Annotated in this window: 12 protein-coding genes and 2 pseudogenes; 7 read left to right on the top strand and 7 right to left on the bottom strand. The window is 68.2% G+C overall.

The features are described from left to right. Positions 1-571: 571 nt before the first annotated feature. Genes ACGFYQ_RS32075 through ACGFYQ_RS32095 form a run of 5 tightly spaced genes read left to right on the top strand, consistent with a single transcriptional unit; the run spans position 572 to position 4,784 of the window. Positions 572-1,975, top strand: coding sequence for a sensor histidine kinase (locus ACGFYQ_RS32075; protein ID WP_393749685.1), 1,404 nt, complete (start codon positions 572-574; stop codon positions 1,973-1,975). Between the two features lie 20 nt (positions 1,976-1,995). Continuing rightward, positions 1,996-2,385, top strand: a complete 390-nt coding sequence (locus ACGFYQ_RS32080; protein WP_053788756.1) for a roadblock/LC7 domain-containing protein — start codon at positions 1,996-1,998, stop codon at positions 2,383-2,385. Further along, a complete protein-coding gene (locus ACGFYQ_RS32085) occupies positions 2,382-2,738 on the top strand; it encodes a DUF742 domain-containing protein (protein WP_393749686.1) in 357 nt (118 codons plus the stop codon). The genes ACGFYQ_RS32080 and ACGFYQ_RS32085 overlap by 4 nt, the downstream gene beginning before the upstream one ends. Further along, complete coding sequence (locus ACGFYQ_RS32090; RefSeq protein ID WP_393749687.1) at positions 2,719-3,342, top strand: ATP/GTP-binding protein; 624 nt, start codon at positions 2,719-2,721, stop codon at positions 3,340-3,342. Before ACGFYQ_RS32085 ends, ACGFYQ_RS32090 begins: the two co-directional genes overlap by 20 nt. Continuing rightward, on the top strand, positions 3,339-4,784 hold the full coding sequence (locus tag ACGFYQ_RS32095; RefSeq protein ID WP_393749688.1) for a cytochrome P450: 1,446 nt from the start codon (positions 3,339-3,341) through the stop codon (positions 4,782-4,784). Before ACGFYQ_RS32090 ends, ACGFYQ_RS32095 begins: the two co-directional genes overlap by 4 nt. 331 nt (positions 4,785-5,115) lie before the next feature. Here ACGFYQ_RS32095 and ACGFYQ_RS32100 read toward each other — a convergent pair whose 3' ends face one another. Beyond that, entirely contained in the window at positions 5,116-6,228 is a 1,113-nt protein-coding gene (locus ACGFYQ_RS32100) for a hypothetical protein (protein ID WP_393749689.1), read from the bottom strand. A gap of 1,343 nt (positions 6,229-7,571) precedes the next feature. Here ACGFYQ_RS32100 and ACGFYQ_RS32105 point away from each other — a divergent pair. Further along, a pseudogene (locus ACGFYQ_RS32105) lies at positions 7,572-7,847 on the top strand (SigE family RNA polymerase sigma factor); the annotation flags it as partial. Positions 7,848-8,756: 909 nt separating this feature from the next. Here the strand turns inward: ACGFYQ_RS32105 and ACGFYQ_RS32110 are convergent. The 4 genes from ACGFYQ_RS32110 to ACGFYQ_RS32125 all read right to left on the bottom strand — a co-directional run bounded on the left by ACGFYQ_RS32110 (position 8,757) and on the right by ACGFYQ_RS32125 (position 11,329). Next, a complete protein-coding gene (locus ACGFYQ_RS32110) occupies positions 8,757-9,638 on the bottom strand; it encodes a hypothetical protein (RefSeq protein WP_393749690.1) in 882 nt (293 codons plus the stop codon). Positions 9,639-9,648: 10 nt separating this feature from the next. Further along, on the bottom strand, positions 9,649-10,212 hold the full coding sequence (locus ACGFYQ_RS32115; RefSeq protein WP_393749691.1) for a papain-like cysteine protease family protein: 564 nt from the start codon (positions 10,210-10,212) through the stop codon (positions 9,649-9,651). Positions 10,213-10,342: 130 nt separating this feature from the next. Next, positions 10,343-10,732, bottom strand: a complete 390-nt coding sequence (locus ACGFYQ_RS32120; protein WP_393749692.1) for a hypothetical protein — start codon at positions 10,730-10,732, stop codon at positions 10,343-10,345. 393 nt (positions 10,733-11,125) lie between these two features. After that, positions 11,126-11,329, bottom strand: a complete 204-nt coding sequence (locus tag ACGFYQ_RS32125; protein ID WP_393749693.1) for a cold-shock protein — start codon at positions 11,327-11,329, stop codon at positions 11,126-11,128. Between the two features lie 279 nt (positions 11,330-11,608). Here ACGFYQ_RS32125 and ACGFYQ_RS32130 point away from each other — a divergent pair. Further along, a pseudogene (locus ACGFYQ_RS32130) lies at positions 11,609-12,078 on the top strand (transposase family protein); the annotation flags it as partial. Here the strand turns inward: ACGFYQ_RS32130 and ACGFYQ_RS32135 are convergent. Next, on the bottom strand, positions 11,986-12,558 hold the full coding sequence (locus ACGFYQ_RS32135) for a low molecular weight phosphatase family protein (protein WP_393749694.1): 573 nt from the start codon (positions 12,556-12,558) through the stop codon (positions 11,986-11,988). The pseudogene ACGFYQ_RS32130 and the gene ACGFYQ_RS32135 overlap by 93 nt on opposite strands. A 41-nt stretch (positions 12,559-12,599) precedes the next feature. Next, positions 12,600-14,039 (bottom strand): polysaccharide biosynthesis tyrosine autokinase, encoded by a 1,440-nt coding sequence (locus tag ACGFYQ_RS32140; protein WP_393749695.1) that lies wholly within the window; start codon positions 14,037-14,039, stop codon positions 12,600-12,602. Between the last annotated feature and the right edge of the window lie 49 nt (positions 14,040-14,088).

Consider the following 14,088-nt stretch of genomic DNA (forward strand, 5'->3'; position numbering starts at 1 on the left):
CACCACCCGACAGACAGGTGACGTACGACGACGCCAATGCCGTGCCTGCAGAGGCGTCCTTGCTCCATGGCACGCACGGTCCTAGAGGCGGCGGAGGCCAGAGCTGGGAGCCATGAGCAGCAAGCTGCTGGATGCAGTCGATTCCATCCATTTGCAGTGTGTGTCATGGCGGTGATCGATCAACTATGGGTCCAGATCGATCAACGGAGCTTTTCGCTCCAGTCAAGGCCACCTGGCGTACCCGAACTGACTATGCTCGCCTCGCGTGTTGCGCTGCACTCACCGCGAGTCGAACGTCGCATTGCGCGCAGACGGAGCCTGGCCACAGAGAGGCGTGACCACCGATGCGATCTCGAACCGGCCCATCGGGCACACCCATTGGAACATCTTTGCCCGGCCGAGCGAAGTCCCGACCGTTCTTGTCTTCGCACCGCATCACGCCCAGTCCACTAATTCCAGACTGTTTAGGGACCCTTCGATGGTTCGTGCAGGTTCAACCCCTAGAGCGCTGCCACGTGCAACGGCTCCAGCATGGCTAATCCCCCCTGGTGTCCTGGCTGGGGCCTGCGTCGTGGCGCTGATCTGTGTTTCCGCGCAGATACGCACGCCGGTTGCCTGGTGCGGCCTCGTCGCGGTCGTCCTGACGGCCATCACTTCGGCTGAGACGGCGCGCCGGACGCACTCGGCAGAGGCGGCCCGCCACGCGCGGGCGAATGCCGAGGTACAGCGGTACTACGCGCAACGCGAGACCGCACTGTTCGCGCGCTTGTCCGATCAGCGGGCCACCACTGTATGGCTCGCCGAAGAGCTCCTCCCCGCGGCTGTCGCCCGCCTGCAGCAGGGTGAGCCCGTTTCGGAGATCCTTCAGTCCGTCCCGTTCGGGGAACATCTCGACAGCGAGTTCGCCGAAGCGCTCCGGGCAGCTCTGCGGACGCTCCTGGAAGCCGTGGATGCCGAGGAACGCACACGCGACTCGTCGCAGCGGGCACTGGTGGCGATCGCCCGGCGGGTCCAGGCGATCGTGCATCAGCTCGCCAAGGACCTGCGCGACATGCAGATCCTGCACGGTACGGATGTAGTGGTCTCCCATGGCCTGCAGGACATCGACCATCGCAATGCCCTGATCGGGCGCCTTGCGGCCAGCATCGCGGTACTGGGTGACGCCCGGCCCGGTCGTCAGTGGTCGAAAGCGATTCCTCTCTACGACATCGTGCGAGGGGCCATGTCACGCATCGTGGACTATCCCCGCGTGAAGCTGCAGTCGGTGACAGAGGTGGCTGTGATCGGCCAGGGAGCCGAGCCGCTGATCCACCTGCTCGCCGAGTTGCTCGACAACGCCACGACCTTCTCACCGCCGCACGCCCCGGTCGAGGTGACCGCGAGCGAGGTGCCCTCCGGTGTCGCGATCGAGATCGAGGACCGTGGGGTCGGGCTCACCGAAGAGGCCCGCCAGCGCATCGACCGCGTCATGGCCCAGGGGTCATCCGGCATGGATCTGGCCGACCTGGGCGAGGCGACGCAGCTCGGCCTGCCCGTCGTCAGCAGGCTGGCCCGCGAGCACGGCCTCGACGTCGACTTGCGCACCTCCGCGTACGGAGGCGTGCGGGCAGTCGTGCTCGTTCCGCGGCGCCTGATCACCACAGTTCAGCAGCCTGCGTCGAAAGTCCAACAGTTCGCGCCGAGGCCCACGGGCGCACCGGCCGTGCCGAGGCCGACGATGACGCGCGATGCCGCAGCAGATTCCGTCGAGGCCGGAAAGACGGTGAACGGACTGCCTCAACGGCGACGCGAGTCGCCCGTCCCGACACCGGTCGTCCGCACGACCCCCCATCCCCCGGCCGCTCCGGCCGCCACCCCGGGAACGGCCGGCGCACCTCGGCAGCCGGGCCTGATGTGGGAGGCGTTCAGCGGCGAAAAGAGACCGAGTACGGGCCCTTCCATTCGAACCAACGAGCCATCAGACGAGGGTGAGTAACCGTGCCGCCACTGCCCAACATGGACTGGATGCTCAAGGAGCTCGCAGCCAGCGTCCCGTACGTGCGACACGTGGTCGTGTTGTCGTCGGACGGTCTGTGCATCGGTCAAGCGAACACGGAGCCCGACACCGCTGACGCGATCGCCGCTGCCTGCTCGGGCATCCAAAGCCTGGCGAAGGCCATCGCACAGAAGTTCCCGCACGGAGACGGCTCGACCCACATGGTCGGGATCGAGGTCGACGGCGGATACTTCTCCCTCATGGCGGCCGGACCCGGGGCCTATCTCGCGGTGCTGGCCGATGCGGAGGTGGACGCGGGGTTGCTGGGCGACCGCATGCGTACGCTGGTGGTCCGGATCGGCCAGCACATGACCAGCCCGCCTCGTGAGGACGTCGGGCAGGCGATGTGACGTCACAGAACCAGGACGCATGGGACGAAGGCAGTCCCGTGCCGCTTTATGTCATCTCCGGTGGCCCAGGTTCCTCAGCCAAAGCCTTCAACCTGGTCACCCTCGTCGCATCGAGGTCCGCACCCGAACCCGGTATGCAGCCCGAGCAGGCAGCCATCCTCACCATGTGCCAATACCCGCTGTCGGTGGCCGAGATTTCCGCGTATCTCAGCCTGCCGTTCAGCGTCATCACGGTGCTGCTCTCCAAGCTCGTGGACAACGAGCGAGTTCAGGCTACTGCTCCCGTTCCTGTCGCGGCGGTCCCCGAACTTGGCCTTCTGGAGGCGGTGATCCATGGACTACGCAGGCTCTGATGCACCCGCCGCCCGCCCCCGCCGCTCGGACGTGCTGCTGCCGCACGGCGCCAGGGGAGTCAAGGTCGTGATTGTCGGCGGCTTCGGGGTGGGCAAGACGACCATGGTCGGGGCGGTGAGCGAGATCCCGCCCCTGACCACCGAAGAAACCATGACTCAGGCCGGCGTCGGGATCGACCACAATCCCGGTGCGGAAGGTAAGAACACCACGACCGTTGCTCTGGACTTCGGCCGCATCACCATCAACGAGGAGCTGATCCTCTATCTCTTCGGGACGCCGGGACAGGAGCGCTTCTGGTTCCTGTGGAACGGCATCTTCGAAGGCGCGCTCGGTGCCGTGGTCCTCGTCGACACCCGGAGGATCGAAGTCTGTTTCGAGATCATCACCCGTCTGGAAGACCGCCGCGTCCCCTTCGTCGTGGCCGTCAACACCTTCCCCGAGGCGCCGCAGCACCCGGTACCAGCCCTGCGTACTGCTCTGGCGCTCAACGAATCGGTGCCCATCATCACCTGTGACGCACGCGACCGGTCGTCCAGCCGCGACGCCCTGCTCTCGCTGATGGGCTACCTGTGCACCCTCGCCGCCGCTCAGGAGACCGTATGACCGTCCCACCCACTGACCACACCACCACGGAACCAGGGCTCACCCCGCCCCCGGGTTGTCCGGCCCACACCGCCACGGGACTCGACGCAGCGACCCCGCTCTGGGGCGCCGCTGCCGAGACCGACCCCATGGGCCTGTACGAAAAGTTGCGTGCCGCCCATGGTCCGGTGGCGCCCGTCCTGCTCGACGGGAATGTACGGGCCTGGCTCGTCCTGGGATACCTCGAGAACCGTGATGTGGCCAGCCGCTCCACCCAGTTCTCCCGCGACCCCCGCACCTGGCACGGCTGGAAGAGTGGCGAGATCGACGCCACCACCTCGCCGCTGGTGCCGATGATCGGCTGGCGACCCGACTGCGTATGTGCGGACGGCGAAGAGCACCAGCGCCTGCGCGGCGCGGTCACGGCCGGCCTCAACCAGTTCGACCAACGCGGAATCCGCCGCCACATCACCCGCTTCGCGCACCAGCTGGTCGATGAGTTCTGCGAAACGGGCAACGCGGAGCTGGTCGGTCAGTTCACCGAGCACCTGCCCATGCTCGTTCTCACCCACCTGCTCGGAATGCCGGACGAGTACGGCCCCAAGCTCGTGCACGCCGCCCGGGACCTCTTCAAGGGCACCGAAACGTCGCTCGCGAGCAACGCCTATGTGCTGGAGACCCTCGAGCAGCTTGTCGTCGCCAAGCGCGCCCTGCCCGGGCAGGACATCGCATCCGTGCTGATGGCCCACCCGGCCGGCCTCACGGACGAGGAGGTTCAGCACCACCTGCGCCTCATCCTGCTCGCGGGCTATGAGACGACCGCCAATCTCATGTCCAACGTGCTCCGAATGGTGGTCACCGACCCGCGGTTCCGCGGGTCGTTGGCCGGCGGCCAGATGACCTTGCCTGAAGCAGTGGAGCAAGTGCTCTGGGACGAGCCACCGCTGATGGTGTGCCCGGGCCGCTGGGCCACCGGTGACACCTCTCTCGGAGGACAGGAGATCAAGGCGGGAGACATGCTCCTGCTGGGCCTGGCCGCCGGGAACGTCGATCAGGTGGTCCGCCCGGACCCCTCGACCCGCGTGCACCACAACCGCGCGCACCTGTCCTTCAGCGCCGGCGCCCATGAGTGCCCGGGCCAGGACATCGGCCGTGTCATCGCCGATACCGGCATCGACATCCTGCTCACCCGGCTTCCCGACATCAGCCTGGCGGTGCCCGAGGAAGAGCTCACCTGGCGCTCCTCCACCTGGTCCCGGCATCTGACGGCGCTGCCCGTGAAGTTCGCGTCCCGCAGTCGGGAAGCCCATGATGTGCTGACACCGCTGCCGGCCGCGCCCCCGCCGAGCAGCAGTATTCCGACGGCGTCCCAATGGCCGGTATCCGAGCCCGAGTTGTCGCGCCTAACCGAACCCCGCACCTCGTGGCGGGCGCGGCTGAGGCGGTTTCTGCGGAGGCTGTAGGCCTCGCAGCTCGCATCAGAGCCGAGCACCACAGCCGAGGAGACTGCCCGACGGCGTGGGTCGGCAGCCTCCTCCGAGCTGGGCGAGCACCGGCCAAGTGCTCGTACCGTCGGGCGCGGCTCCTGAGTCGAAAGCGGCTGTGCGGGAACAGCAGGTCGTCCACAGCTCCCCGGCCCAGGCGTTCGGCGTCTGCGGCCGGGCGGGACTCTCTCCGCGGTGCAGCGCCCGGTGGGCAGCGCTCGCCCGGTCGTAGTTGCCGCGTATCCAGTGCGGACAGGTGGACCACGATGAACCACTCGGCGCCCACGTCGCGCTCGTCGTACGGCGCCCTTCACGCGTGCGTCGACGTTGTGAGGCCTGATGACGCTGAGACATACCGCTCGCCGGTGGGCGCAGCGGCGGTGGAAGTTTGTTGCTCTCGGAACGGACCGTCTGCCGGAGCGTAGCGGGGCGCCCCGGTGTACCACGCATGGAGGCCGGACAGGAAACTGCAGGCTCCCCGGAGCCACGCCTCCAGCTCGATCCGTTCGCCGTGGTTCAACCCGGCTCGCTGGACGACCGGGGGCAGTTCGCTCCGTATGAGGTGCTCGAAGTGGCGCAGTCGGGCGGTCACCAGATCGGCGGCCGCACGCATCGCCTCCTGGACGGTGATGCTCAGGGATGTTTGGAGGACTATGACGAGGTTGTTGACGTCGTGTTCGTCATGGACTTCCCGCTGATAGGAGGCAATGTCGTTCGCCATTCCCATGTAGTCCATGAAGGCGTCGAGCAATGCGCAGAAGGCTCGGCTGTGCCGGATCTGCTCAGGGATCCGTGCGCCAGTGGAGAGTTCGACGGAATAGGGGGCGGTATAGGCGGCAAAGCTCTCACGGCGGAACTGGGCATACTCGATGAGGTCCGGGACACGGCCGGCGCGGCTGTTGGCCAGTTCCTGAACTCCCGCGTCGATGTACCTTGCCAGGGCACGGTTGAGCCCCTGCTGCCAGTGCGCCATTCTCGGGGGGAACAGCCGTTGCTGGAGGTAGGCCATGCCCCGTTCGACGGCATTGGTCGGCTCCGGCAACCGGGCGCCCGGCTCCGGCGGCAGGAAGGCATGGAGGCGGGCGGTGAAGGCTTGTGCGCCTGTGAGGTCGCCCGTCCGTTTGAAGGCGGAGGCGAAGTAGTCGTCCCAGGCCAGAGCCCAGAGGTTGAACCGGTGATTGAGCCGGAGGTCGGTGAGTGAGGCGTCAGGAAGAGCCCAGGCGGTCAGCTGGTCAACGGCCATGGCGTGGAACTGGGACAGGGTCCAGATCGCCCGGCGGGCCGACGGTGCTTCGCCGCTGTCCAGCATGCCCATCTCTCGCGCCCACGTCTCGGTCTCCTCGCGCAGGGCCAGCAGGTACGGATTCACCCGCACCGGGTACGGCATCCGCAGTATGGGCAGCTTGATGGCCTGCACTGTCATGAGATCCCTGCTTCTCTTTCGGCGCGCATCGGTGTTGCGTGTCGCCCCGGCGTGCCCTGAGCAGTTACAGGGGCCGGCAGAACCCGCGTGCCGTGGGCGAGGAAGTGAACGTGCTGCACATAGGGGAATTCGTGAGGGCGCGTTGTGCATCGCCGATGTCGCCTTGGTTCCCATGTACTCGCCACGTCCGCAGCAGCTCTGCGGCGTGCATGCCCATGGTCACGCGGAGGCGTCTGCGTGACCAGGACATGCAGATGCTGCGCGAGCACGACGAGCAGAGCGCCGGAGTCCCGGCACCGTAGCGATACGTACGGGTGACGCCCCGTCACGAGCTCGAGATCATCCCGTGGCGGGTCTCTGGCGCGTCCGGGTCATGCCCCTTGATCGGGGACTGGACGAGGATCGCGAATGTCAGTTCCTGAGGCATGGTTTCTCCCTCCGAGACGGCCCATAGGCTGACGATCCACTGCTGCCACGGGGACGGACGCCGAACCGATCCCACCCTTTGGTGCTCCAAAACGTGCGCCCACCCCGGCCAATCCGCAACCCCGCGTAGCCGTCCTCGGGCCGCGATTAAGGCCGGTTTGCGGGGAATGAAACGATCCTTCTGGGTCAACTTGGCTCAAATTCGATCCCGAAGCTAGCCATGATCAACCAATGATCGCCAGTCGGCATGCACGAGCGTGCGGTCCCGATGGCTCCGCACGCTACGGGGGCCCGCCGCTCGTCCGTTCACGGCGAGCAATATCGTCCCAAAGTGGCTGCGCGCCCTTGCCCTTGATGTCCGGGGCTCCTTTGCGGGAGATGACGGGCAGAATCCGGCGTTCGCGTTTGCCAGTGCCGCCGCGCACAGCCCAGGCGAGCGTCTGCGTCGGAGTGGGCCCGACGTACGTTCCGTCAGACCACTGCGGTGCCGGCACATGGACGACGCCCGCTAGAAGACTGATGAATGTGCTGATGCTCAGACCACAGGTGAGAGAAGCTCACCATTGCCTCAGACCTCCTCCCAGAGGCCGGCATCAAGGATAAGAGCCGCCTTTGCGACGCGTCCGGGAATGCGGGGCCTCTATGTGCGGTAGGTCTCCTCAATGAGTCCAGCGTCGGGATAGCCACCTGGTCGGGTACGCATTCGGGAGCTCTCGGCCTCGTAGCGGACAGGGGCAGCTGCGGCCGTGCCACCGGGCAGCGCCACGAATGTTCCGACGGAGCCGGCGAACGTTCGTCGCCGCCTTCGGCGACTGACTCAGAGCCGGTCGCCTCGGCCGCCAGCTGCCAAGCTGCCAAGCTGCCAAGCTGCGGCAATTATGTTAACGCTAACAACTTGGAGAGGAGGTCACCCCCACATGCTCCTCGACGACGCATCCGCTGAGTTCCACGACTTCTTCGAACGCCACTACGCCGAGCTGGCACCACTGGGACCGTGTCCGGCGAGCGAATCGTCCGCTCGCCTATGCCCGGGCGTGGTCTCCGACATGGCGCGCAACCGCATCCGCAGCACGGTTCGCGCGCCGCGTCGCGTCGCCCCGGGCCCGGCGCACCGACCGGGCGGAGGACCCGGACATTGCGGTGGTCGTGGACGTACGGGCGCGCTGAGCCGGCTCCCCCTCGGAGCACGCGCGCCGTGGCGCCGGGATGTAGAGGTGGCGCCGCTGCCGGTGAGGCGGGAACAGTCACCGGCCTCACCCCCACTCTCGCGCAGCTCCACCGGGTAGTCCTCGAAGGGTCTGGGCGGACCCGTCCCACCACCGGTGCGAACACCGGTGCTGTGTGTGCGGCTGTGCGGCCCGCCACGACCACAGAGCCCTGCCGCCGACACGGGATCCGTATCGGACGGCCGGGCAAGAGGCCCCGGCCGGGGCCAGGGCCCCGGGCTCCTCCACGCTAAGACGCCACCATCACCACGGCGAGCGGGGTACGCCGTCTGGCCCTCCATGCGAGAAGGCGCTATGGAACGGGGGTGTGGGCGACAGTCCCGATTTCTGTCAATATCCCTGTTTTCGGAGCGTGTTGGGAAAATGGCACACGAGCCGCGTACGCGTATGCGGGGGCCGAATTCACTCCCCGGGAGGACCCCGGGACCCTGGTCGGCGGTCACCGAGCCCCACCCGGAGCGGGACACCCGAACCGCTTCGAGTGAGGTCCGGGGTGCGGCTGCAGAGCGTGCCGGCGCAGAGAGGAAGAGCTCGTCGACCACGGCGCGCAGCGCGGCGAGCGCGGGATCCGTCGGCGGATCGGCGGGCGGCGGGTGCGGGGCGGTGCGGTGCGGACGTCGCGGACGGCCTGGCAAACCAGCGCGCGCACCGTCCGTCCAGGGGCTGGAGGTCGCTGTGAGCGAGCGTGGCGAGTCGGCGGGGATCACTCCGCGAGGTCGTCCGTACGGCCGGCGACGGTGATCAGGGCGCGCCTGGACAGGCACAACCCATAGCCCCTCTGCGATGGCCGGACCGTAGTGGCGGTCCGGCTGGACGGGGACTTGCTCCGTCCCGGCCGGCTGCCAGGGCGGAGCGAGGGGGCGTACGGGGTTGGGCTCAGCGGGTGCTTGCGCGCCGGCGCCGGCGGAGCACGACGGCTCCGCCGGCGAGGGCGAGTGCCGTGCCGGAACTGCCGGCAAGGAGCAGCGTGGAGGACGGGGCGTCGTCCTCCGTGCCCTGGAGGCTGTAACCGCTGGAGTAGCCCTTTGCGTCGTACTCCGAGCCGGGCAGCTTGTCGGCGTAGCGGGCCTTGACCAGTTTCTGGTAGTCGGTGAGCGACACCGACGCCTGGCCGCCGAGTCCTTGCCGGGCTTGGTCGTTGAGGGGCTCGACGGTGGTGAGCTTGAGCTGGTACCAGCCGCGGATCTGCGGCTCGGTGAAGACCAGCGTGCCCACGGTGGCCTTGCTGGCGTATGCGGCGTCGCTGTCGCCGTCGCGCACGGCTGCCAGGTGCCAGCCGCCGCCCTGGGTGGGGGCGAGCATGACGGTGGCGTTGCGGCCGTTGACGGTGGTGCTCAGCGAGGAGACCAGCTGCGTCAGCTTGATCGCCTCGGTGGGCAGTGGCTGGGCGGTGCCTGCGACGAACCCGGGGGTGATCTCGTTCAGTGCCACCGGGTCCTTGATCGTGAAGACCGGGAGGCCCTGGCAGGGCTCGGCTGTTTCGGGGATCGCCTGCACCGGCTCGCCGGCGCCGCCGGTGGGTACCGGAGTGCGCAGGAAGCGGCAGACGGTGTTGCGGACGTCGGTGGACTTCACCGCGTTGAGGGCGGCCTGGTAGTCGGGGATGTCGGCCGGGAGAGGGTCCTTGGCCGGGACCGCGTGCGTCGGACCGACGACGGACAGCAGCGCGGATGCACTCACTGCGATGACGATGGACAGACGGGAGAAGCGAGAGGCCGCCCGCTTGCTGGACATTTTGGTGCCGCTGGTGTCGCGCATGTCGCCTGCCTTAGCGGGAGATACCGATGCGGGAGTGGGTCCACTTGGACGAGCTGTTGCTCACGTAGTCGTTGTAGTTCCACCACGTGTACGTGGTGGTGTCCGGCCACGGGTCGGCCACGGCGATCGTGCTGTTCGACGTGTCGAAGCCGTAGACCACGTTCATGTGGCCGCCACCGGACGTCCACCCGATGCGGGCACCGATCGGCCGGGCCGCCTTGACGTCGGTGTACACCTGGTTGAACGTGGCCGCGCTGCTGAGGCCCGAGCCGGTGTGGGTCATGCCGAGGCTGCTCCAGCCCCTGGCCATGTCGTCGAGCGTGGCGGGCTGGTTGTTGCAGCCGTAGTAGGGCTGGGCCCGGTTGCAGAAGTCCGTCTGTGTGGAGCCGAAGCCCTGGAACTTGGCGATGGTGAGCCCGGAGGCGACCCAGCACCACTGGGTCTTCTCCTGCTTCAGCATGCTGATGGTGTCCTGACCCGCTTCCGCGTGAGCCGTGCCTCCCGCGGCCGCGAGCGATCCCAAGGCGGCCAGCGCGATGGCCGACGCCGTGGTTCCGTACCTGAACCTGCCCATTTTCCTGCCTTCCCCTGATGGGTGCAACGAGATGAACGGGGCAATCTGGCAGGAATATGACAGCGCATCATGTCTGAGGCACATAGGGGTCTTGCAGGAAATTGCCCCATACTGATTATTTGTCGGGTAATCACGTGACTCGGGCAGCAACGGAGTCGGGCCGCCGGGGAGCAGGCCCTTGCGGCGCAGGGTCTGTTCGCGGCCGCGGCACCTGGGGTTGCAGAACGTAGGTGAAGCCGCCGGGATCCTGGAGTGCGGTGAGGTACAGCTGGGTGTAGGTGAATCCGTAGGGGCTGCGGACCATCACCTGGTACCAGGCTGCGGCGAGCAGCATCCGGGCCAGGTCCTCCTCTTCGTCGTGGGCGCGGTCCATCGGCAACGCGCGGTTGTCGAGGTCCAGCCGGTGCACGGTCTCGGCCAGGCGCGCGGCGAGTTCGTTGCCTACCGCACGCATCCGCAGGCCCGCGCCCCGGCCGATTCCGCCGGTGAGGTCGATCCCGGCCTCGGTGGCCAGGTCCACGGGCGCAGCCGTGGTGAAGGCCAGCCGCAGCCGCTGGTCGATCGCCGTGCCGGCGTTGCCGGCTTCCGTGCCGACGCCGGGCCCCGGCAGTCAGGACGGCGCCGGCGGAAGGCCACCGCCTTGAGGAGGCACCGCCCGCGGGCGGTGGAATCGTCGTGGCCGGACGCTACGAACGGGCACTGACGACGTGTAACCCACACGAGGTAGCCACCTGCCACCCACACGGAATCGATCCCCCGGAACGCGGGGCCCAGCGGCGGTCAAGCAGCCGACGACGCGGCGATGCCGGGCGAAGTGCTCCTGACCGCTACGCGCTGCCCGGCACCACGGTGCCGGCCAGGAGGGACAGCCCCAGGACCTGGTCCCGCTGCCGCGGAACCAGGTCGACAGCAGTCAGAGGGCCCTCACCTTGTCGGCCTGCGGACCACGCTGCCCGTTGGTGATCTCGAACTCCACCCGCTGGTTCTCCTCCAGGTTCCTGAACCCGGAGCCCTGGATCGCACTGAAGTGAACGAAGACATCCGCACCGCCCTCATCCGGAGAAATGAAACCGAAGCCCTTTTCCCCGTTGAACCACTTCACAGTCCCCTGAGCCATGCCCAACCCCTTGCAAGACATTGCCGAGAACATGATCCGCACCCGGCTGCACGCCGATACTCCCCAACCACCCCAGGACAAAACCCCGGACCGGGGGTCGTGTGCGGCAATGGGCCCCCGGCCACACCGATCCCGGCGCGGCCCCGGCAGGGGTTGTGGTGGAGCCTTTTTCCAACCTGCCCGCGATGCCGGGCTGGGGGTCAAGGGCTGTACGGAACGAAGAAGCTCCTGGTAGACGGGTCCTCGACCAAGATCACCCATGTCCGCCAGGAGCTTCGCGTGCTTGTCTACCCGTCCTCGATCGATCTGTCCAGCAGCACCCTGCGGCACCTGACCGAGCAGCTCACAGTTCGGCAACGGGAGATCGGTACGCGGTGGCGACGACTGCCCGCCGTCCGTCAGGCCCTGCTTGCCCTGCCCACCTGCGGTGCGGAGACACCTACACCCAGCTTGCCACCGGGTTCGGAATCGGCATCGCGACCGTCTACCAGTACATACGCGAGGCCATCGAAGTCCTGGCCGCTCCCGCACCGACCCTGGCCGAGGCGATGGAGACCGCCCGGACGAAGGCATTCGTGATCCTGGACGGCACCCTGCTGCCGATCGACCGCATCGCCGCCGACACCCCGTACTACTCGGGCAACGACGATCGGGAATCAGTCACAACCGATAGTTGGCCTTACGGGCTGCCCCTCCGCCAGCAGCCCGGCCAGCTCCGCGGCCGCCTCGTCGATCTCCCGCCCGCACGTCAGCAGTACGTCGTACGAGGCACCCCAGGGATCTGCGATCCCGTCTGCGGCCCGTTCCACCGGCGCCAGACTGCCGCGGGCGGCCGCGGCCCGGGCGATCCTTTCCCGGGGCGGGACCGTCTCCCCCTGGGCCAGCCGCAAGAACTCCCTGACCGTGAAACACTTGCGCAGGGCCACCGGCCACAGCCGTACGGCCGTCTCCCGGTGCTCCCGCTCAAGACCCAGTACGAGATCGGCCTCCGCAACCAGCTCCGGCCTCAAAAGCCGTGACGTGAACCTCGCACTGTTCCCGCCCAGTTGTTTCAGCACGGAACCGGTCGCCGGATGCATGCCCGCGATGTGCCGGGCCCTGGTGCCCGCACTGCCCACCCGCGCTTCCGGGAGCCTGGCCGCCAGCAGCCGTTCGGCCAGGGGGGAGCGGTGCACATTGCCCGTACAGATGAACAGGATGGTCAGCCGAGCCGCGTCGTCGTCATCCATGGGCAGGTCTCCCCGATACCGCGGGATGCCGTCCGGGCGCGTCACTCGACCCCACCCCGCAGCAGCGCTGCTCCGTGGGACAGCTCGTCCTCGGCACATGAACGCGGCGGCGGGGTCAGTGCGGCCGACGGGTCGCCGTATCCGTATCCGTATCCCCCCTGCCTCGGCTTCGGGCTCATGCTGAAGACCGTGCCGAGGGTCCGCACCCCCACCGTACGCAGGGCTTCGGTGGCCGCCGCGACCCGGTCGCGCGGGGTCTTTCCGGCCCGTACGACCAGGAGTGCGCCGTGGGCGAGAGTGGCGAGGGCCACCGTGTCGGCCACGGGCAACAGCGGGGCGGTGTCGACGATCACGGCCTCGTAGCCGGCGGCGAGTTCGCGCAGCAACTCCGCCATCCGGTCGGAGGCGAGCAGCTCGGTGGGGTTGGGCGGGACGGGGCCGCTGGTCAGGACGGAGAGCCCGCCCGCCGTCTGCATCACATCCCCGATCCGCGCCTGGCCGATCAGCACGCTGGTGAGGCCGGCATCCTGGACGAGCCCGAGGGTGCCGGCCACGCAGGGGCGGCGCAGATCGGCGTCGACGAGGCAGGTGGAGGTGCCGGCCTCGGTGAGCGAGAAGGCGAGGTTGACCGCGGTGCTGGTCTTGCCTTCGCCGGGCAGCGAACTGGTCACGACGATGACCCGAGGCCGGTCGCCGATCTGGGCGAACTGCAAGTTCGTCCGCAGATGACGGAATGCCTCGGCCCGCGCCGAGTGCCTTGCGGCACCGGCGGCGAGCGGCTGCTGCGGGCTGTCCTTGTCGAAGGGAATCGAGCTGAGTACGGGGAGGCCGGTGAGGGCAGCCAGGGCGTCCGCAGACTTGAGGGTGACGTCGAGGGTCTCCCGGAGCAGGGCGGCCCCCGCGCCCAGCAAAAGACCGGCGATCAGGCCCGCGGCAAGGTTGAGAGCAGGACGCGGGCTGACCGGGGCCGAGGGGACCGAGGCCGTCTGGGTGACGCCCAGTTTCACCGGGGACTTGGCCACCCTGTTGGGGGACGGGGCGTCGAGGGTCTCCAGGCGCTCGACGACATCGCTGAAGCGGTAGGCAACCGCATCTGCGACGGCTGCCGCGCGACGCGGCTCGGTGTCCCTGACCGTGATGTTGACCAGCACGGTGCCGATCGGCGCTTCCGCGGTGATCCGGCCGGCGAGTTCGTCCGGCGTGGTGTCGAGGCCGAGGGAGGAGACGACGTGCCGGGTGACCTGACGGCTGGTCACGATCGATGCGTACGACTGGACCCGGGCCAGCGAGAAGCTGTTGCCCTGCTGGAGCTCGCTGGTTTCGCCGCCGGACCGGGCGGAGACGAACAGCTGGGCGTGCGCCTGGTAGACGGGGGTCGAGAGCGCAGTGGCAGCCCAGCCGGCAGAGACCCCGAGCAGGGTGCAGACGATCACGACGGGCCAGCTCCTGGCCAGCGCTCTCAGGATGCTGCGAAGTTCCAAGATGTGCACCTCATCGGGTCGTTCGGGCAGCGCGCCCGGCCAGGTTAGA

Source organism: Streptomyces sp. NPDC048258 (assembly GCF_043201995.1).
Classification (GTDB): domain Bacteria; phylum Actinomycetota; class Actinomycetes; order Streptomycetales; family Streptomycetaceae; genus Streptomyces.